Source organism: Ensifer sp. LC163 (assembly GCF_001695855.1).
GTDB lineage: Bacteria > Pseudomonadota > Alphaproteobacteria > Rhizobiales > Rhizobiaceae > Ensifer.
The window spans coordinates 120,341-139,422 of sequence record NZ_MBSS01000004.1 but is presented as its reverse complement, the minus strand read 5'-3'; the positions used below and the strand labels follow the sequence as shown (position 1 = coordinate 139,422).

The window sequence follows — 19,082 nt, the reverse complement described above, 5'->3', positions numbered from 1 at the left end:
TTGTTGCCTGTCGGTTCTGGCAACAAACCTAGTCAGGCTGGCCGGTGAGGGAAAGCCCCCTTGCTTCCGTTTTTGATCGAAATAGCATTAGAGAAGCCTGAAAAGGCTTTCTTCGTCGGGTCTTGAGGCGACCTCGACCGGTGTCCCGTCCGGCAGGGCTCCGGCAACGGCGGCGCTGAGGCAGAGGTAGCGCGGCGAGAAGGCGGCGGCCTTAAGGCCGGCTTCGACAAGAAGCGCGGCGAAGCGTCGCGCGGTGTCATGGGAATAGAGCAGCACAGCCTCCGGCTGGCCGGCGGACAGCAGGCGCGCCAAAGCCTCGGGCGGGTGCGCGATCGGCTGCATGCGGTAGCATTCAACAGTGACGTGCTCGACTTGAAGCCGCCGCAGCGTGGCTTCAAGTCCGTCGGAGCGGGGCGATCCGGCGAGATAGAGCAGGGGTGTTTCAGATGCAACAGGGGTTGCCGCGATCAGGTCCGCGAGGCTCTTGCCCGTTCCGGCTCCCGTGTGGACCGAGGTGAAGCCGAGGTCGCGTGCCGCACGGGCCGTCGCCTCGCCGACGCAGAAGCAGGGTTCCGTCTTATGCGCCTCCAGTTCAGCGCCAAGTTCGGCGAGCACCCGAACGGCTTCGGCGCTGGTGAGGGCGATCCCGGCATGCGGCTTTTCGAGCGCTCTTCGCGCCGCCTCAGGCAAATGTTCTGCTCGTGCCAACGGCAGCAGCAGCGGCCGATGACCCATGGCCTCCAGCCGGCTGACCGTCGCCTCGGCGGCGGGCTGCGGCCGGGTCACGAGCAGCCGCATGGTTCAGGTCCAGCTCGCGAAGAAGCCGGGTCCCGCCTGCGCGCGGATGTCTTCGCCGGCCTTTTGCCCAAGGGCTTCGGCATCGGCAGCCTTGCCTTCGACAGCGATGCGGTGATGGGTGCGACCATCAGGCGTCAGGATCATGCCGGAGAAACGCAGATGGGTGCCGTCGGAGATCGCCAGACCGGCGATCGGAGTGCGACAGGAGCCGTCGAGCGTCGCGAGGAAGCCACGTTCGCAGGCGACCGCCTCATGGGTTCGTGCATCGTCGATCGCGGCGAGCAGGTCGTTGACGCGTTTGTCGGCCATCCTGCTCTCGATACAGATCGCGCCCTGGGCCGGTGCCGGCGGAAACTCTTCCGGATCAAGCAGCTCGGTCGGCACGTCGGTCATGCCGAGCCGCTTCAGGCCGGCATAGGCAAGCAGCGTCGCATCGACCTGGCCCTCGGCGAGCTTGCGCAGCCGCGTCTCGACCTGGCCGCGATAGGTGATGACGTTGATGTCTGGCCGCAGCCGGCGGATCAGCGCCTGGCGGCGCAACGACGACGAGCCGACGGTCGCGCCTTGCGGCAATTCCATCAGCCTCGGTGCGGTGCGGCCGACGAAGGCGTCACGGATGTCTTCACGCGGCAGGAAGGCCGAAAGAAACAGGCCGTCGGGAAGTCTGGTCGGCATGTCTTTCGACGAATGCACGGCGAAATCGAGTTCGCCTGACAGCAACTGCTGTTCGATTTCCTCGGTGAACAGGCCCTTGCCGCCGATCTCGGCGAGCGACCGATCGGTGATGCGATCGCCCTTGGTGGAAAGGATGACGATCTCGAACATTTCCAGCGACAGACCATGCACTGCCGCGAGGCGATCACGCGTTTCATGGGCTTGGGCGAGCGCCAGCGGGCTGCCGCGCGTGCCGATCCGGAAAGGTTTTGTTTGCATCAAAGGCTATCCATTGTTACCGGAGTTCCGTGTACCCACCTTTCGGTGCCACCGCAATCTTTGAGTAGTTCCTGATGTCCCCGCCCTTGCGCATCCTCGGCATAGAAACAAGCTGCGATGAAACCGCCGCTTCCGTCGTGCTGCGCGACGAAAACGGCAGAGGAAGCATCCTCGGCGATGTCGTTCTCAGCCAGCTGGAAGAGCATAGCGCCTATGGCGGCGTCGTTCCAGAAATTGCCGCGCGCGCCCATGTTGAGGCGCTCGATGCCCTGATCGAGGAGGCGCTGCTGCGCGCCGGCGTGACGCTCCAGGACATCGACGCGATTGCTGCGACAAGTGGTCCCGGTCTGATCGGCGGCCTGATCGTCGGGCTGATGACCGGCAAGGCGATCGCCCGGGCGACCGGCAAGCCGCTCTACGCCGTCAACCATCTCGAAGGCCATGCGCTGACCGCGCGGCTGACCGACGGCCTTTCCTTTCCCTATCTGATGCTGCTCGTTTCCGGCGGCCACACGCAGCTGATCCTGGTCAAGGGCGTCGGCGACTACGAGCGCTGGGGCACGACGATCGACGACGCGCTCGGCGAGGCCTTCGACAAGACGGCGAAGTTGCTCGGCCTTCCCTATCCGGGCGGGCCGGCGGTCGAGCGGGCGGCGGTGAGCGGTAATCCCGGGCGTTTCGATTTTCCCCGCCCGCTGGTCGGCGACGCCAGGCTCGATTTCTCGTTCTCGGGGCTGAAGACCGCGGTCCGCCAGGCGGCGCAATCGCTGGAGCCGGTGACGGAGCAGGACATCGCCGACATCTGCGCCTCCTTCCAGCGTGCGATCTCGCGCACGCTGAAGGATCGGATCGGGCGCGGATTGAAGCGGTTCAAGGCGGATCACGCGTCGGTCGAAAAGCCGGCGTTGGTCGTTGCCGGCGGGGTTGCCGCCAATCAGGTGCTGCGCGCGACGCTCCAGGAACTCTGCGACAAGAACGGCTTCGATTTCATCGCACCGCCATTGCAACTGTGTACCGACAATGCCGCAATGATCGCCTGGGCGGGTGCCGAGCGTTTTGCCGCCGGTTTGCCGGCAGACGGTCTCGATGTCGCGCCGCGGTCGCGCTGGCCGCTCGACCAACAGGCGCAAACCTTGCTCGGTTCGGGCAAGCGTGGCGCCAAGGCATGATGGACAGGATATGAACGCCAACCCGAAGATCGTGGTGGTCGGTGCGGGTGCCTTCGGCACGGCACTTGCCGCCGTCGCCGCATCGGCCAACGGCAGCGATGTGACCCTTCTCGCCCGGCGCGAGGAGATTGCGGATGAATGTCGGCGAACCGGTCGCAACGAGCGGGCGCTTCCGGGCATCGACCTGCCGGCGGGGCTCAAGCACAGCGCGGATGCCGCGGTGCTCGGCGATGCCGAGATCGTGCTGTTCGTGATGCCCTCACAGGCCCACAGGGAGGCCGCGCGGCAATATGGCCCGTCGATCAATGCCGCGGCCACGATCGTTACCTGCGCCAAGGGCATGGAGCAGGCGACGGGCCGTCTGCTGACCGATGTGCTGGCGGAAGAACTGCCGGGCCACGGCATCGGCGTGCTCTCCGGCCCCGGCTTCGCGGCCGACATCGCCAAAGGGCTGCCGACGGCGATGGTGGTCGCTGCTGGCGACAATGACACGGCGACGCTGCTCGCCGAGGCGCTGTCCGGTCCGACCTTCCGTCTCTATCCTTCAGAAGATCGCATCGGCGTGCAGCTTGGCGGCGCGTTGAAGAACGTGCTCGCCATTGCCTGCGGCATTGTCGAGGGCGCGGGTCTGGGCGACAGCGCCCGGGCGGCGCTGATCTCGCGTGGTCTTGCGGAAATGTCTCGTTTTGTCGTCGCCGAAGGCGGCGATGCCGATACCGTTCGCGGCCTCTCGGGGCTCGGCGATCTCGTGCTGACGGCGACAAGCCATCAGTCGCGCAACCTCCGCTTCGGCATTGCGCTCGGCAAGGATGGCCGCGCCAGCGGACGCCAGGGCGAACTTGTCGAGGGTGCTTTTGCCGCCTCGGTCGCCGCCCGCGTCGCGTGCGATCTCGGCGTCGAGATGCCGATCACGGAAGCGGTTGCCGCCATCATCGACGGCAGGCTCGATGTGCGCACGGCCCTTGAACAATTGATGTCCCGTCCGATCACCCAGGAATGAACTGGTCGGCGGGATGAGGAAAAGTGCTAAGCGGTTTTCCGCCCGCATCCCGCGCCAAACGAAAACTCAGGAGGAAGCATGCTCTTCGCACTTCAATGCACCGACAAAACAGGCGCGCTGCAACTTCGGCTCGACACGCGCCCGGATCATGTCGCCTATCTCAACGACCTCAATGCCAAGGGCATTCTGAAAATGGCCGGCCCCTTCCTCGGCGACGACGGCAAGCCGACCGGCAGCCTGGTCATCGTCAAGGCGGAGACGATCGACGATGCGCGCGCCATCGCCGAAGCCGATCCCTATGCCAAGGCTGGCCTGTTCTCCAACGTCGAAATCAAGGCCTTCAACTGGGTCTTCAACAACCCGGAGGCTTGAAGCGCGATGGCGTTCTGGCTTTACAAATCCGAACCCTTCAAGTGGTCCTGGCAGATGCAGAAGGACGTTGGCGCGAAGGGCGCCGAATGGACCGGCGTTCGCAACTACCTCGCACGCAACAACATGCGGGCGATGCAGATCGGCGACAAGGGCTTCTTCTACCACTCGAACGAAGGGCTCGAAATCGTCGGCATCACCGAAGTGTGCGCGCTGTCGCATCCGGATTCGACCGCCGAGGGTGATGCCCGCTGGGACTGCGTTGATATTCGCGCCGTTTGCGACGTGCCGCGGCCGGTGACGCTGAAGGAGATCAAGGATAACCCGAAGCTCGCCAACATGGCCCTGGTCACCAGCATGCGCCTGTCTGTCCAGCCGGTCACCGAAGACGAGTGGATCGAGGTCTGCCGCATGGCCGGGTTCGACAATCCGCCACGGTAGCTTTGTTTTCCGCGTGATTTATCCGAAAATCGGTTCCCACTTTTCGGATCACGCTTGGAGCGTTTCTTGAAGACCGATCCCGAAAGCTTCATCCGCGCCAATACCGGCGTTCTGTCGCCGCCGCATGTGCCGGAAATCCGGCTGCATCTGGCGACGGAAGCGCACGAGCTCTGGCTGAAAACGGAGGAGGAACTGGAGGAAATCGGTCTGCCGCCGCCGTTCTGGGCCTTTGCCTGGGCCGGCGGCCAGGGGCTGGCGCGTTATATCATCGATCATCCGGAGGTGGTGCGCGGCCGGCGTGTCGTCGACTTCGCCTCGGGTTCCGGGCTGGTCGCCATCGCCGCGATGAAGGCCGGTGCGGCTTCGGTGCTTGCCGCCGATATCGATCCCTGGGCCGAGACGGCGGTGCGGCTCAATGCCGACCTCAACGGCGTCGAGATTGCCTATACTGCGGAGGATATCACCGGCCGCGACCTGGCCGCCGACATCTACCTTGCCGGCGACGTCTTCTACGACAAGTCCTTTGCCGAGCGCCTGCTGCCGTGGTTCACGGCGCTCGTTTCCGGCGGTGCGACGGTTATCGTCGGCGATCCCGGTCGCGCCTATTGTCCGCGCGACAGGATGACCGCGCTGGCGACCTACGAGGTGCCGGTCACAAGGGCGCTTGAAGACAGCGAGGTCAAGCGCACGACGGTCTGGCGGTTCGGCGCGCCCGCGCCTGCGGTGGTTCAGGATTGACGGGTGGTTCTTGCGATCGGCCTTCGATCGAAGGCGTGCACCGGTTGTTGGGCGTTGAACGCGATTCCGCCCGGCTGTCATCGATGAGTGGCGTTCAAGGCCTTCGCTCAGCTTGTCACAAAGCTACCGCCGGATCACGCAGACGCCATGTTCCCAGGCGCAGGAGCGGTTGAACGTTTTCGGCGACACGACGATGATCTTTGCGCGCTTCACCGGCTGCGGCGGCGCAAACTGACCGTCGTCATAGTAGCGGTAGTTGCCTTCCTGGCTGAAATAGATGCCGTTGCCCGGATCCCTATAGGCTGAAATGCCGCCGACATAGGTGCCGATGCTGCCGATCGTGTCGGGCAAGCCATAGCCGCCGTAGATATCCGGGCGATAATCGTAGCGGTCGCCTGATGTCCAGATGTTGCGCATTGCCTGGTCACGCCCCCAGCCGTCGCGGTAGTGCCGCCGCTCGGTATAGTGCCTATCATATGGGCGGTATCGGGGAAGGCGGATATGACGGCCGCGGGTCTCGACTTCCGGCGGTCCATTCTGGGCAGTCCAATCGTTGCGCGGTACCTGATTGCGGCCGTACGTTGTGCGATAACCCATGCGCTCGAACTGGTGGCGGGTAAAGGAGCGATGCGAATGCAGCCGGATATGCCGGCTGCGCGTCTGCACTTCCGGCGGCCCGCCCCAGTCTCCTGCCCTGACCGGCAGGCAGGCAGTGGCGACAAGGAGGCCGGCAAGTGCTAAAACTTTGGTCGCATGGATTGCTCGCAACAGAGTCATTCTGTCCGCCCTCCGCAAAACGCTTAACAAATCGTTAAGTCCACTCTGGGGCAATTTCGCCGGAAAGTCACGGATTTGGTTGTGTTTTTCGTGCGTATCGTTAATCGGGCGCGGTGTCTCGGTCGGACCTGAAAATGCCGCTTTTCGTCTAATCGATTAAATTGATTTTGCACTGCAAACACACTTGTCGTTAAGCAATATGGTGATTAAAGGTCCGAAGGACTGAATTGCGCACAATCAGGTGCGATACCGGACTAAAATCGTCCACTTTTTGGGCGTAAATCCGGGCATTTCCGTGAGGTTCCGATGACGGATGTCACAAGAAGCCGGCCGCTGTCGCCGCATCTTCAAATCTATAAACCAATCCCGACAATGGTGATGTCCATTGTGCACCGCATTACCGGCGGCGCGCTCTATTTCGGCACCATCCTCGTGGCCTGGTGGTTGATCGCCGCCGCGTCCGGCGAAGCATATTATGACTGGGTCAGCTGGCTGTTCGGCACGCTCCTCGGCAAGCTGGTGCTCTTCGGCTACACCTGGGCCCTGGTGCATCATATGCTCGGCGGCCTGCGCCACTTCATGTGGGACCTCGGCTATGGCTACGAGAAGCATTTTGCCACGAAGGTGGCCAAGGCGACGATCGTCGGGTCGGTGGCGCTCACCGTGCTGATCTGGGTGGTCGGCTATCTCGTGCGGTACTGAGGGGACAAGACCATGAACATGCGCACACCTCTCAGCAAGGTCCGCGGCTACGGCTCCGCCAAGGAAGGCACCGATCACTTCTGGCGCCAGCGCGTCACGGCGGTCGCCAACGTGCCGCTGCTGATCTTCTTCGTCATCTTCCTCGGTCGTTATGCCGGCGCTCCCTACGCGGACGTCGTCGCAGCGCTTTCGAACCCCTTCGTCGCCGTCGTCATGGGACTGGTCCTGCTTTCGGGCCTGATCCACATGAAGCTCGGCATGCAGGTGATCATCGAGGACTACGTGCACGGCGAGGGCGCGAAGATCGCCCTTCTCATGCTCAACACATTTTTCGCGATCGCGGTTGGCGGACTCTGTCTTTTCGCCATCCTGAAGATCGCTTTTGCAGGGTAATTTCGTCATGGCATCGATCAGTTCACCCGCTGCAAACGGCAAGGCCTATCAGTATGTCGATCACGCCTTCGACGTCGTCGTCGTCGGCGCCGGCGGTGCCGGTCTGCGCGCCACGCTCGGCATGGCGGAGCAGGGCCTGAAGACGGCCTGCATCACCAAGGTCTTCCCGACCCGTTCGCACACCGTCGCGGCCCAGGGCGGCATCGCCGCCTCGCTGCAGAACATGACGCCGGACAGCTGGCAGTGGCACCTCTACGACACAGTCAAGGGCTCCGACTGGCTCGGCGACGTCGACGCCATGCAGTATCTCGCCATGGAAGCGCCGAAGGCGGTCTATGAGCTCGAGCATTACGGCGTGCCGTTCTCGCGCAACGAGGAAGGCAAGATCTACCAGCGGCCGTTCGGCGGCCACATGCAGAACTATGGCGAAGGCCCGCCGGTGCAGCGCACCTGTGCTGCGGCCGACCGCACCGGTCACGCCATCCTGCACACGCTTTACGGCCAGGCGCTCCGCAACAACGCCGAGTTCTTCATCGAGTATTTCGCGCTCGACCTGATCATGTCGGATGATGGCCGCTGCACCGGCGTCGTCGCCTGGAACCTCGACGACGGCACCATCCATCGCTTCTCCGCCAAGATGGTGGTGCTTGCGACCGGTGGTTACGGCCGCTCCTATTTCTCGGCAACCTCGGCGCACACCTGCACCGGCGACGGCGGCGGCATGATCGCCCGCGCCGGCCTGCCGCTGCAGGACATGGAATTCGTCCAGTTCCACCCGACCGGCATCTATGGCGCAGGCTGCCTGATCACCGAAGGTGCGCGCGGCGAAGGCGGTTATCTCGTCAATTCCGAAGGCGAGCGTTTCATGGAGCGCTATGCGCCGTCGGCCAAGGACCTTGCGTCGCGCGACGTCGTTTCGCGCTGCATGACGATGGAAATCCGCGAAGGCCGCGGCGTCGGCAAGAACAAGGACCACATCTTCCTGCATCTCGACCATCTCGATCCGGCCGTGCTGCACGAGCGCCTGCCCGGCATCTCGGAATCGGCGAAGATCTTTGCCGGCGTCGACGTGACCCGCGAGCCGATCCCGGTCCTGCCGACCGTGCACTACAACATGGGCGGCGTGCCGACCAACTACTGGGGCGAAGTGCTCAACGCCGACAGCCAGAACCCCGAGCGCATCGCGCCCGGCCTGATGGCCGTGGGTGAAGCCGGCTGCGCTTCGGTGCACGGTGCCAACCGTCTCGGCTCCAACTCGCTGATCGACCTGGTGGTCTTCGGCCGCGCCGCTGCCATCCGCGCCGGCCAGGTCATCGACCGCAACGAGGCGGTGCCGGCGCTCAACGTTGCCGCCTGCGACAAGATCATGGCCCGCTTCGACGCCCAGCGTCATGCCAATGGCGGCACACCGACGGCGGTGCTGCGCGAAAAGATGCAGCGCGCCATGCAGGAAGACGCCGCCGTGTTCCGCACGCAGGAGTCGCTGGAATCGGGCTGCAAGCGTATCTCGGCGATCTGGCAGGAACTGCCCGACGTCAAGGTCACCGACCGCTCGATGATCTGGAACTCCGACCTCGTCGAGACGCTGGAGCTGCAGAACCTGATGGCCAACGCCATCACCACGATCTACGGCGCCGAAGCGCGCAAGGAGAGCCGTGGCTCGCACGCCCGCGAAGACTACACCGGCGGGGCGCTTGGCGGCCGCGACGACGTCAACTGGCGCAAGCACACGCTCGCCTGGGTCAACGAGGCTGGCGACGTCAAGCTCGACTATCGCCCGGTTCACACCGACCTGATCGCCGAAGGCATCGATCCGAAAAAGATCGAGCCCAAGGCCCGCGTCTACTGATCTTGAGGAATAAGGCACATGGTTGAACTCGCTCTCCCCAAGAACTCGCAGATGACCGAAGGCAAGGTCTGGCCGAAGCCGGAAGGCGCGACCAATGTTCGCGAATACCGCATCTACCGCTGGAACCCTGATGACGGCAACAATCCGCGCATCGATACCTTCTATATCGATATCGACGATTGTGGCCCGATGGTGCTCGACGGTCTGCTCTACATCAAGAACAAGATCGACCCGACGCTGACGCTGCGCCGCTCCTGCCGCGAAGGCATCTGCGGCTCCTGCGCGATGAACATCGACGGTACCAACACGCTGGCCTGCACCAAGGGCATGGACGAGGTGAAGGGTGCGGTAAAGGTCTATCCGCTGCCGCACATGCCCGTCGTCAAGGACCTGGTGCCGGACCTCACCCACTTCTATGCCCAGCACCGCTCGATCGAGCCGTGGCTGAAGACGGTGACGCCGACGCCGGCCAAGGAATGGAAGCAGAGCCACGAGGACCGCCTCAAGCTCGACGGCCTCTACGAATGCATTCTCTGCGCCTGCTGCTCGACCTCCTGTCCGAGCTATTGGTGGAACGGCGACCGTTACCTCGGTCCGGCGGTTCTGCTGCAGGCCTATCGCTGGCTGATCGACAGCCGCGACGAGGCGACGGGTGAACGTCTCGACAATCTCGAGGATCCGTTCCGCCTCTATCGCTGCCACACGATCATGAATTGCGCCCAGGCCTGTCCGAAGGGCCTCAACCCGGCCAAGGCGATTGGCGAGATCAAGAAGATGCTGGTCGAGCGTCGGGTCTGATCCGAGGCTCTTTAAGAGTTATCGCATATCGCGGCGGGCCCTGTGCCCGCCGCTTGCGTTTCCTCTCGCTGGAGCGAGGAAGCGTCCTCAAACGGCCCAGTCGGCCCATCCGACAATCGTTGATTGTGCCGGCGCAAGACGGTCATTTCGGTCACCCGAAGCAACACGCGGCCGGGCAAGAATTCGCGATTGTCCCGTTCGCGCGGACGTTTCAATCCTGCAACAGGTCTCCATGAATCGTCGTCCCTTGATTTGACAGGTGGATTTGCTGTATTTCGGCCTATATTATCGCGTTGCATCATGGTTCGCGGAACACATCGGGAGTAAAGATATGCGGGTTATTCATGCGGCGGCGGGGCTGGCGGTTGTGCTTGCGCTGACCGGATGCCAGCGGACATCGATGGGTGGCTTCAGCTCCCAGGATTCTTCACCTGCTCCCCTCCAGGCTCAGCCCGTGCCGTCGGTCTCGTCGAACCAGCTCCCCGATCCCACTGGCAACACGTCGCAATTCCCGGCTGCACCGACGGCTGGAACGGCGGTAGCGGGTGGCGCGCAGCAAGCCGGCACGCAGGTTGCCGCAGCCACCAACGCACTCGATGTGACCAAGGAATCGATGGTCGGCAACTGGCGCGTTTCCAGCGCCGGCAGCTCCTGCGACATGTTCCTGACGCTTACCAACCTCGGCAGCGGTTCGCGCGGCGGCACACGTGGCTGCGCCGGCGAGCTGACGGCGATGGGCTCCTGGGAAGTGGCCGGCAAGCAGGTTGTCCTGAAGGACCGTACCGGCAACGCCATCGCCCGCCTCTACAAGACGGCCGATGCGCGCTTCGACGGCTCGACCAACGGTGGCCAGCCCGTCAGCCTCAGCCGCTAATGGCATGGTCCAGCCCGGCTTACCGCCGGGCTTCTTGTTTTCCGGTCCACCTCGGGTGAGACGTGCTCAATCCTGACGACAGCATCTACCGCAAGCTCGAAACGCTCGTTCAGAGCGGCGAGCGCAAACGCGATCCCGCCCAGTTCGCGATCGCCCGGCGATTCGATCACCTTTCAGCCGAGTTGCTCGCGAGCAGACCGTCGCGCAAGACCAATGCGCTCGGTTGGCTTTTTGCCTCGCGCAAGAAGGATCATCCGCCGGTCAAGGGGCTCTACATCCACGGCGGCGTCGGCCGCGGCAAGACCATGCTGATGGACATGTTCTTCGAGGCCGTGCCGATCCAGCGCAAGCGCCGGGCGCATTTTCACGAGTTCATGGCCGATGTGCACGAGCGGATCTACAAACATCGCCAGAAGCTGAAGAACGGCGAGACGAAGCAGGCCGATCCGATTCCGCCGGTCGCCTCCGAGCTTTTCGGCGAGGCGCGGCTTCTCTGCTTCGATGAGTTTACGGTCACCGATATCGCCGATGCGATGATCCTTGGCCGCCTTTTTGGCGAGCTGTTCGCCAAGGGCTGCGTGCTGGTGGCGACGTCAAACGTGGCGCCTGACAATCTCTATCGCGACGGGCTGAACCGCGGCCTCTTCCTGCCCTTCATCGATCTCCTGAAGGCCAATGCCGAGATCATCTCGCTGGATACGGATACCGACTATCGCCTGACCAAGACGGACGGCAGCCCGGTCTGGCTGTCGCCGCTCGGAGCGGAAGCAGAAGCCGCCATGGATCGCGCCTGGTACTGCGTGACGGCCGGCGCACCGGTCGCTGCTGCGGAGGTGGCGCGCAAGGGCCGCAAGATCCCTGTGCCGGTCGCTGCCGGCAAGAGCGCCCGCTTCACCTTCGCCGACCTCTGCCAGCAGCCGCTGGGGGCCGCCGACTATCTGGCGATCCTCGCGCGCTACACGACGATCTTCGTCGATCACGTGCCGCATCTGGGGCCCCACATGCGCAACGAGACCAAACGCTTCATTCTTCTGGTCGACACGCTTTACGACAACGGCGCCCGTCTCTTCGCCTCGGCGGCCTCGGCGCCGCAGGATCTCTTGACCCAGAAGAAGGGTACCGAAGGCTTCGAATTCGACCGCACGGTTTCGCGGCTGATCGAGATGCAGAGTGAAGAATACGCCGCCGCGCACCCCGCCAACAGTGCTGTTTCGTGACGCAGGCATGACGGAAATTCTTACGTTTACGTAAGAATTTTATGATCTAACCGATTGAAATTGCTTCATCAAAAAGTATCGTTTGATATTTTACCTTTTGCCGTTTAATGGCTTTCGGCGAAGGTTTGGCGTTTGCCGCGTTTCAGGCCTCGATCATATTGGGATCACAAAGGAAGCACTTTCATGGCTCGCAACAAGATCGCACTTATCGGTTCAGGGATGATTGGTGGCACGCTGGCGCATCTCGCCGGCCTGAAGGAACTGGGCGACATCGTCCTCTTCGACATCGCCGACGGCATCCCCCAGGGTAAAGGCCTCGACATCGGCCAGTCCTCCCCGGTCGAAGGCTTCGACGCGAACCTGACGGGTGCCAGCGACTATTCCGCCATCGAAGGCGCTGACGTATGCATCGTCACCGCCGGTGTTGCCCGCAAGCCGGGCATGAGCCGCGACGACCTTCTCGGCATCAACCTCAAGGTCATGGAGCAGGTTGGCGCGGGCATCAAGAAGTATGCCCCGAACGCCTTCGTGATCTGCATCACCAACCCGCTCGACGCCATGGTCTGGGCGCTGCAGAAGTTCTCCGGCCTGCCGAAGAACAAGGTCGTCGGCATGGCCGGCGTTCTCGACAGCGCACGCTTCCGCCTGTTCCTCAGCCAGGAATTCAACGTTTCGGTCCAAGACGTCACCGCCTTCGTTCTCGGCGGTCATGGCGATACCATGGTGCCGCTCGCCCGCTACTCGACCGTTGCCGGCATTCCGCTGACCGACCTCATCCAGATGGGCTGGGTCACCAAGGAGCGCCTCGAAGAAATCATCCAGCGCACCCGTGACGGCGGCGCCGAAATCGTCGGCCTGCTCAAGACCGGCTCTGCCTACTACGCGCCGGCCGCTTCCGCCATCGAGATGGCCGAAGCCTACCTCAAGGACAAGAAGCGCGTTCTGCCCTGCGCCGCGCACCTGACCGGCCAGTACGGCGTCAAGGACATGTATGTCGGCGTTCCCACGGTTATCGGCGCCGGCGGCGTCGAGCGCATCATCGAGATCGACCTCAACAAGACCGAGAAGGAAGCTTTCGACAAGTCGGTCGCTTCGGTCGCCGGCCTTTGCGAAGCCTGCATCGGCATTGCGCCGAGCCTGAAGCAGTAATCGCGCCGGTGGAGCGGACGCTTACATCCGCTCTACCTCTTTGTTTTTGCCGCATTTGTGCGACGACAGGTGTCCCACCTGTCTGCAAAATGCTCCAGACAGGAAAAACACCATGAACATTCATGAATATCAGGCCAAGGCTCTGTTGAAGAGCTACGGCGCGCCGGTCGCGGAAGGTGTCGCGATCTTCTCCGCCGCCGAAGCCGAAGCTGCTGCAAAGAAGCTCCCGGGCCCGCTCTATGTCGTCAAGAGCCAGATCCATGCCGGTGGCCGCGGCAAGGGCAAGTTCAAGGAGCTCAACGCCGACGCCAAGGGCGGCGTGCGCCTGGCGAAGTCGGTCGAAGACGTCGTCGCCAACGTCAAGGAAATGCTCGGCAACACGCTGGTGACCAAGCAGACCGGCCCGGCCGGCAAGCAGGTCAACCGCCTGTACATCGAAGATGGCGCCGACATCGATCGCGAGCTTTACCTCTCGATCCTCGTCGACCGCGCCGTCGGCCAGGTCGCTTTCGTCGTTTCGACCGAAGGCGGCATGGACATCGAAGCCGTTGCCGAACACACGCCTGAAAAGATCGTCACCGTCGCGATCGACCCGGAGACGGGTGTGACCGCCGCCAACCTGAAGACGCTCGCCGACGCGCTGAAGCTCGAAGGCGAAGCCCGCGCCGATTCCGAGACGCTGTTCCCGATCCTCTACAAGGCCTTCGTCGAGAAGGACATGAGCCTTCTGGAAGTGAACCCGCTGATCGTCATGACCAACGGCCGCCTGCGCGTTCTCGACGCCAAGGTCTCGTTCGACGGCAATGCGCTGTTCCGCCACGACGACGTCGTTGCGCTCCGCGACACGACCGAGGAAGACGAGAAGGAAATCGAAGCGTCGAAGTACGACCTCGCCTATGTCGCGCTCGAAGGCAACATCGGCTGCATGGTCAACGGCGCCGGCCTTGCCATGGCGACCATGGACATCATCAAGCTCTACGGTGCTGAGCCGGCGAACTTCCTCGACGTCGGTGGCGGCGCCTCCAAGGAAAAGGTCACCGCGGCCTTCAAGATCATCACCGCCGATCCGGCTGTCGAAGGCATCCTGGTCAACATCTTCGGCGGCATCATGAAGTGCGACGTCATTGCCGAAGGCGTGATCGCCGCCGTCAAGGAAGTGGGCCTCAAGGTTCCGCTCGTCGTTCGCCTCGAGGGCACCAACGCCGAGCTCGGCAAGAAGATCATCAATGAAAGCGGCCTGAACACGGTTTCGGCCGATGATCTGGACGACGCCGCCCAGAAGATCGTCGCAGCGGTTAAGGGAGCCTGACATCGTGACCGATCAGGGCAAACCTATCGCGCGTCAACCGTTTGGCCCGAGCCAGACCGACCTCGATCTGTGCTATTTCGTTTGCTGGGACAGGTCTCCTGAACCTGAAGACGGGGTTGCCGAGCGTTGGGCGCACTTCACCGACAACGAAGACGCCGTGGCCTACTTCAAGGAAAAGTCGAAAGACGAAACCTTGTTTGTCTGGAAGGGCGAACTCGGGATCTCCAAGGTGGATAGCCAGTTCGACTGGTTCCATACGAACTGGTCCAAAAATCTACGAAGCCATCTCGTTGAGCCGGAAACGTCTGGCAAAGGCTACCGCTGGTCGCGCGATGCTTTTGAGGAATTCGATTCCCTCGATATCGAGGAAGAGGAAAGCTGATCCATGTCCATTCTGATCAACAAAGACACAAAGGTTCTCGTACAGGGCCTGACCGGCAAGACCGGCACCTTCCACACCGAGCAGGCGCTTGCCTATCACGGCACCCAGATGGTCGGCGGTATCCACCCGAAGAAGGGCGGCGAGACCTGGACCGGCTCCAAGGGCGAAAGCCTGCCGATCTTCGCTTCGGTTGCCGAAGGCCGTGACGTCACCGGCGCCAATGCCTCGGTAATCTATGTTCCGCCGGCCGGTGCCGCGGCTGCGATCATCGAAGCCATCGACGCCGAGATCCCGTTGATCGTCTGCATCACCGAAGGCATCCCGGTTGCCGACATGGTCAAGGTCAAGGCTCGCCTCGACAAGTCGTCGTCGCGCCTGATCGGCCCGAACTGCCCGGGCGTGCTCACCCCGAACGAGTGCAAGATCGGCATCATGCCGGGCAACATCTTCCGCAAGGGTTCGGTCGGCGTTCTCTCGCGCTCCGGCACGCTCACCTATGAAGCGGTGTTCCAGACCTCCAACGAAGGCCTCGGCCAGACCACGGCTGTCGGCATCGGCGGCGACCCGGTCAAGGGCACCGAGTTCATCGACATGCTGGAAATGTTCCTCGCCGACGACGAGACGAAGTCGATCATCATGATCGGTGAAATCGGCGGCTCGGCCGAAGAAGAAGCGGCTCAGTTCCTGAAAGACGAAGCCAAGCGTGGCCGCAAGAAGCCGATGGTCGGCTTCATCGCCGGCCGCACGGCTCCTCCCGGCCGCACCATGGGCCATGCCGGCGCTGTCATTTCCGGCGGCAAGGGTGGCGCGGAAGACAAGATCGCCGCCATGGAATCGGCCGGCATCCGCGTCTCGCCGTCGCCGGCACGCCTCGGCAAGACGCTGGTCGAAGTCCTCAAGGGCTGACCTCACGTTCGCGTCGTCGGGGCCGGCCGTCCGGGCCGCTCCCGACGAACGCACTGCTCGCATGATTCCTTCGGTCGGCATCGATTTAAGGACAAAATTATGCAGCAAGTAGAAGGTGTTACGGTGGCCCTTGCGCGTCATGTTCGATGCGTGCCGCCGTAAAGACGCAAGCAGGGCGCACAGGATGTGCCCGGTAATGATGAACGACCGGGAAAACCCGGCATCCCAACTTAAGTCAGGAGGCGGACCAAAACGTCCGCGAGAACCCATGGCAAGGCAAGAGGCCAACGAGCAATTCCAGCTCACATCGTTTCTGGACGGCGCGAACGCCGCCTATATCGAGCAGCTCTATGCACGCTACGAAACGGATCCGTCGTCCGTCTCGGCTGAATGGCAGGCCTTCTTCAAGGCGCTCGCCGACAAGCCGGAAGATGTGGTGAAGGCTGCCAAGGGCGCCTCCTGGAAGAAGCCCAACTGGCCGATCGTCGCCAATGGCGAACTCGTCTCTGCGCTCGATGGCGACTGGGGCACGGTCGAAAAGGTCATCGAAAAGAAGGTCAAGGCGAAGGCGGAAGAAGCCGCTGCCGTCACCGGCACCGCCGTGAGCGCCGCAGATATCCTTCAGGCGACGCGCGATTCCGTTCGCGCCATCATGATGATTCGCGCCTATCGTGCTCGTGGCCACCTGCATGCCAAGCTCGATCCGCTCGGCCTTGCTGCCCCGGTCGATGACTACAACGAGCTTTCGCCCTCGAACTACGGGTTTGAGGAGAAGGATCTTGACCGCAAGATCTTCATCGACAACGTGCTCGGCCTCGAATACGCGAGCATTCGCGAAATGGTCGAAATCCTCGAGCGGACCTACTGCTCGACGATCGGCGTCGAATTCATGCACATGTCCAACCCGGAAGAGAAGGCCTGGATTCAGGAACGCATCGAAGGTCCGGACAAGGGTGTCGAGTTCACGCCCGAGGGCAAGAAGGCGATCCTGCAGAAGCTGATCGAGTCGGAAGGCTTCGAACAGTTCATCGACGTCAAGTACAAGGGCACCAAGCGCTTCGGTCTCGACGGCGGCGAATCGTTGATCCCGGCGCTCGAGCAGATCATCAAGCGCGGCGGCCAGGAAGGCCTCAAGGAAATCGTTCTCGGCATGGCTCACCGCGGCCGCCTGAACGTGCTCTCGCAGGTCATGGCCAAGCCGCACCGCGCCATCTTCCACGAATTCAAGGGCGGTTCCTACGCCCCTGACGACGTCGAAGGTTCGGGCGACGTGAAGTACCACCTCGGCGCTTCCTCCGACCGCGAATTCGACGGCAACAAGGTTCACCTGTCGCTGACGGCAAACCCGTCGCACCTGGAAATCGTCAACCCTGTGGTCATGGGCAAGGCCCGGGCCAAGCAGGACCAGATGGCGACCGTGTTCGAAGGCGACATCATTCCGTTGCGCGAACGCTCCAAGGTCATGCCGCTGCTGCTGCATGGCGACGCAGCCTTTGCCGGTCAGGGCGTCATTGCCGAAATCCTCGGCCTTTCCGGTCTGCGCGGTCACCGCGTTGCCGGCACGGTCCACTTCATCATCAACAACCAGATCGGCTTCACCACGAACCCGGCCTTCTCGCGCTCGTCGCCCTATCCGTCGGATGTGGCCAAGATGATCGAGGCGCCGATCTTCCACGTGAACGGCGACGATCCGGAAGCGGTCGTCTACGGCGCCAAGATCGCCACCGAGTTCCGGATGAAGTTCCACAAGCCTGTTGTGGTCGACATGTTCTGCTACCGCCGCTTCGGCCACAACGAAGGCGATGAGCCTGCGTTCACGCAGCCGAAGATGTACAAGGTCATCCGCGCCCACAAGACCGTCGTCCAGCTCTACTCGGACCGCCTGATCGCCGAAGGCCTGATCACCGAAGGCGAAGTCGAGAAGATGAAGGCCGATTGGCGCGCCCATCTCGAGCAGGAGTTCGAGGCTGGCCAGTCCTACAAGCCCAACAAGGCCGACTGGCTGGATGGTGTCTGGTCGGGCCTGCGCTCGGCCGACAACCAGGACGAACAGCGTCGCGGCAAGACCTCCGTGCCGATGAAGCAGCTCAAGGAAATCGGCCGCAAGATCGCCGAGATCCCGGCCGGCTTCAACGCCCACCGCACGATCCAGCGCTTCATGGAAAACCGCGCCAACATGGTTTCGACCGGCGAGGGCATCGACTGGGCGATGGCCGAAGCGCTCGCGTTCGGCACGCTCGTCACGGAAGGCACGAAGATCCGCCTGTCCGGCCAGGACTGCGAACGCGGCACGTTCTCGCAGCGTCACTCGGTTCTCTACGATCAGCAGACCGAAGACCGTTACATCCCGCTTGCCAACCTCGCTCCGACCCAGGCGCGCTACGAAGTCATCAACTCGATGCTTTCGGAAGAAGCGGTGCTCGGCTTCGAATACGGCTACTCGCTGGCCCGCCCGAACGCGCTGACGCTCTGGGAAGCCCAGTTCGGCGACTTCGCCAACGGCGCGCAGGTCGTCTTCGACCAGTTCGTCTCGTCGGGTGAACGCAAGTGGCTGCGCATGTCGGGCCTCGTCTGCCTGCTGCCGCACGGTTACGAAGGTCAGGGTCCGGAGCACTCGTCTGCCCGCCTCGAACGCTTCCTGCAGCTCTGCGCGGAAGACAACATGCAGGTCGCCAACGTCACGACGCCGGCGAACTATTTCCATATCCTGCGCCGCCAGGTGAAGCGCGACTTCCGCAAGCCGCTGATCCTGATGACGCCGAAGTCGCTGCTGCGTCACAAGCGTGCGGTTTCGAGCCTGTCGGAGATGGCCGGCGAAAGCTCGTTCCACCGGCTGCTGTGGGATGACGCCGAGGTCATCAAGGATGGCCCGATCAAGCTGCAGAAGGATTCGAAGATCCGTCGCGTCGTACTGTGCTCGGGCAAGGTCTACTACGATCTGCTCGAAGAGCGCGAAAAGCGTGGCATCGACGACGTCTATCTGCTGCGCGTCGAACAGCTCTATCCGTTCCCGGCGAAGGCGCTGATCAACGAACTCAGCCGCTTCCGCAACGCGGAGATGGTCTGGTGCCAGGAAGAGCCGAAGAACATGGGCGCCTGGTCGTTCATCGACCCGTACCTGGAATGGGTGCTCGCCCATATCGACGCAAAGTATCAGCGCGTGCGCTACACCGGCCGTCCGGCTGCCGCTTCGCCGGCAACGGGCCTGATGTCGAAGCACATGGCGCAGCTGGCCGCCTTCCTCGAGGACGCGCTGGGGGGCTGATCCTGCCCCCTTG

At 62.9% G+C, this 19,082-nt stretch carries 19 protein-coding genes; 16 read left to right on the top strand and 3 right to left on the bottom strand.

From position 1 onward, the window contains the following. Positions 1-87: 87 nt before the first annotated feature. The gene (locus BC360_RS04900) at positions 88-798 is read right to left on the bottom strand and encodes a uroporphyrinogen-III synthase (protein WP_065794481.1); all 711 of its coding nucleotides are present in this window, start codon (positions 796-798) and stop codon (positions 88-90) included. Between the two features lie 3 nt (positions 799-801). After that, positions 802-1,731 (bottom strand): hydroxymethylbilane synthase, encoded by a 930-nt coding sequence (hemC, locus tag BC360_RS04895; RefSeq protein WP_065794480.1) that lies wholly within the window; start codon positions 1,729-1,731, stop codon positions 802-804. 74 nt (positions 1,732-1,805) lie between these two features. On the opposite strand from hemC, the gene tsaD reads away from it, so the two are divergent. The 5 genes from tsaD (at position 1,806) to BC360_RS04870 (ending at position 5,448) form a co-directional block, all read left to right on the top strand. Beyond that, the gene (gene tsaD / locus BC360_RS04890) at positions 1,806-2,900 is read left to right on the top strand and encodes a tRNA (adenosine(37)-N6)-threonylcarbamoyltransferase complex transferase subunit TsaD (protein ID WP_065780658.1); all 1,095 of its coding nucleotides are present in this window, start codon (positions 1,806-1,808) and stop codon (positions 2,898-2,900) included. A gap of 10 nt (positions 2,901-2,910) precedes the next feature. Further along, entirely contained in the window at positions 2,911-3,900 is a 990-nt protein-coding gene (locus tag BC360_RS04885) for an NAD(P)H-dependent glycerol-3-phosphate dehydrogenase (protein WP_065794479.1), read from the top strand. Between the two features lie 78 nt (positions 3,901-3,978). Beyond that, positions 3,979-4,272, top strand: a complete 294-nt coding sequence (locus tag BC360_RS04880) for a YciI-like protein (protein ID WP_065780666.1) — start codon at positions 3,979-3,981, stop codon at positions 4,270-4,272. A 6-nt stretch (positions 4,273-4,278) separates the two neighbouring features. Beyond that, positions 4,279-4,710, top strand: coding sequence for an EVE domain-containing protein (locus tag BC360_RS04875; protein WP_065794478.1), 432 nt, complete (start codon positions 4,279-4,281; stop codon positions 4,708-4,710). Positions 4,711-4,776: 66 nt separating this feature from the next. Further along, a complete protein-coding gene (locus tag BC360_RS04870; protein WP_065794501.1) occupies positions 4,777-5,448 on the top strand; it encodes a class I SAM-dependent methyltransferase in 672 nt (223 codons plus the stop codon). Between the two features lie 123 nt (positions 5,449-5,571). Here BC360_RS04870 and BC360_RS31310 read toward each other — a convergent pair whose 3' ends face one another. Further along, complete coding sequence (locus tag BC360_RS31310; RefSeq protein WP_065794477.1) at positions 5,572-6,225, bottom strand: hypothetical protein; 654 nt, start codon at positions 6,223-6,225, stop codon at positions 5,572-5,574. A 306-nt stretch (positions 6,226-6,531) separates the two neighbouring features. Here BC360_RS31310 and sdhC point away from each other — a divergent pair, with 306 nt between their 5' ends. From sdhC to BC360_RS04810, 11 genes are all read left to right on the top strand, one after another. Further along, positions 6,532-6,927 (top strand): succinate dehydrogenase, cytochrome b556 subunit, encoded by a 396-nt coding sequence (sdhC, locus tag BC360_RS04860; protein WP_053249235.1) that lies wholly within the window; start codon positions 6,532-6,534, stop codon positions 6,925-6,927. Positions 6,928-6,939: 12 nt separating this feature from the next. Then, positions 6,940-7,320, top strand: a complete 381-nt coding sequence (sdhD, locus tag BC360_RS04855) for a succinate dehydrogenase, hydrophobic membrane anchor protein (protein WP_065794476.1) — start codon at positions 6,940-6,942, stop codon at positions 7,318-7,320. Positions 7,321-7,327: 7 nt separating this feature from the next. Further along, on the top strand, positions 7,328-9,169 hold the full coding sequence (sdhA, locus tag BC360_RS04850; RefSeq protein WP_065794475.1) for a succinate dehydrogenase flavoprotein subunit: 1,842 nt from the start codon (positions 7,328-7,330) through the stop codon (positions 9,167-9,169). Between the two features lie 18 nt (positions 9,170-9,187). After that, complete coding sequence (locus BC360_RS04845; protein ID WP_065780680.1) at positions 9,188-9,967, top strand: succinate dehydrogenase iron-sulfur subunit; 780 nt, start codon at positions 9,188-9,190, stop codon at positions 9,965-9,967. A 331-nt stretch (positions 9,968-10,298) separates the two neighbouring features. Then, complete coding sequence (locus BC360_RS04840; RefSeq protein ID WP_065780682.1) at positions 10,299-10,841, top strand: protease inhibitor Inh/omp19 family protein; 543 nt, start codon at positions 10,299-10,301, stop codon at positions 10,839-10,841. 62 nt (positions 10,842-10,903) lie between these two features. Continuing rightward, positions 10,904-12,058, top strand: a complete 1,155-nt coding sequence (zapE, locus tag BC360_RS04835) for a cell division protein ZapE (RefSeq protein ID WP_065780684.1) — start codon at positions 10,904-10,906, stop codon at positions 12,056-12,058. A 183-nt stretch (positions 12,059-12,241) separates the two neighbouring features. Further along, positions 12,242-13,207: a malate dehydrogenase gene (gene mdh, locus BC360_RS04830; protein WP_065794474.1), complete on the top strand. Its 966-nt coding sequence runs from the start codon at positions 12,242-12,244 to the stop codon at positions 13,205-13,207. A gap of 112 nt (positions 13,208-13,319) precedes the next feature. Beyond that, positions 13,320-14,516, top strand: a complete 1,197-nt coding sequence (gene sucC / locus BC360_RS04825; protein ID WP_065780690.1) for an ADP-forming succinate--CoA ligase subunit beta — start codon at positions 13,320-13,322, stop codon at positions 14,514-14,516. A 4-nt stretch (positions 14,517-14,520) separates the two neighbouring features. After that, entirely contained in the window at positions 14,521-14,898 is a 378-nt protein-coding gene (locus BC360_RS04820; protein ID WP_065780692.1) for a hypothetical protein, read from the top strand. A gap of 3 nt (positions 14,899-14,901) precedes the next feature. Then, positions 14,902-15,804: a succinate--CoA ligase subunit alpha gene (gene sucD, locus BC360_RS04815; protein ID WP_065780694.1), complete on the top strand. Its 903-nt coding sequence runs from the start codon at positions 14,902-14,904 to the stop codon at positions 15,802-15,804. A gap of 268 nt (positions 15,805-16,072) precedes the next feature. Then, a complete protein-coding gene (locus BC360_RS04810; protein ID WP_065780696.1) occupies positions 16,073-19,069 on the top strand; it encodes a 2-oxoglutarate dehydrogenase E1 component in 2,997 nt (998 codons plus the stop codon). Positions 19,070-19,082: the final 13 nt, after the last annotated feature.

Bases quoted from the DNA above. Each gene is read 5' to 3' on its own strand.
- BC360_RS04900 (WP_065794481.1), bottom strand. From the start codon at position 798: ATGCGGCTGCTCGTGACCCGGCCGCAGCCCGCCGCCGAGGCGACGGTC.
- hemC (WP_065794480.1), bottom strand. From the start codon at position 1,731: ATGCAAACAAAACCTTTCCGGATCGGCACGCGCGGCAGCCCGCTGGCG.
- tsaD (WP_065780658.1), top strand. From the start codon at position 1,806: ATGTCCCCGCCCTTGCGCATCCTCGGCATAGAAACAAGCTGCGATGAA.
- BC360_RS04885 (WP_065794479.1), top strand. From the start codon at position 2,911: ATGAACGCCAACCCGAAGATCGTGGTGGTCGGTGCGGGTGCCTTCGGC.
- BC360_RS04880 (WP_065780666.1), top strand. From the start codon at position 3,979: ATGCTCTTCGCACTTCAATGCACCGACAAAACAGGCGCGCTGCAACTT.
- BC360_RS04875 (WP_065794478.1), top strand. From the start codon at position 4,279: ATGGCGTTCTGGCTTTACAAATCCGAACCCTTCAAGTGGTCCTGGCAG.
- BC360_RS31310 (WP_065794477.1), bottom strand. From the start codon at position 6,225: ATGACTCTGTTGCGAGCAATCCATGCGACCAAAGTTTTAGCACTTGCC.
- sdhC (WP_053249235.1), top strand. From the start codon at position 6,532: ATGACGGATGTCACAAGAAGCCGGCCGCTGTCGCCGCATCTTCAAATC.
- sdhD (WP_065794476.1), top strand. From the start codon at position 6,940: ATGAACATGCGCACACCTCTCAGCAAGGTCCGCGGCTACGGCTCCGCC.
- sdhA (WP_065794475.1), top strand. From the start codon at position 7,328: ATGGCATCGATCAGTTCACCCGCTGCAAACGGCAAGGCCTATCAGTAT.
- BC360_RS04845 (WP_065780680.1), top strand. From the start codon at position 9,188: ATGGTTGAACTCGCTCTCCCCAAGAACTCGCAGATGACCGAAGGCAAG.
- BC360_RS04840 (WP_065780682.1), top strand. From the start codon at position 10,299: ATGCGGGTTATTCATGCGGCGGCGGGGCTGGCGGTTGTGCTTGCGCTG.
- mdh (WP_065794474.1), top strand. From the start codon at position 12,242: ATGGCTCGCAACAAGATCGCACTTATCGGTTCAGGGATGATTGGTGGC.
- sucC (WP_065780690.1), top strand. From the start codon at position 13,320: ATGAACATTCATGAATATCAGGCCAAGGCTCTGTTGAAGAGCTACGGC.
- sucD (WP_065780694.1), top strand. From the start codon at position 14,902: ATGTCCATTCTGATCAACAAAGACACAAAGGTTCTCGTACAGGGCCTG.
- BC360_RS04810 (WP_065780696.1), top strand. From the start codon at position 16,073: ATGGCAAGGCAAGAGGCCAACGAGCAATTCCAGCTCACATCGTTTCTG.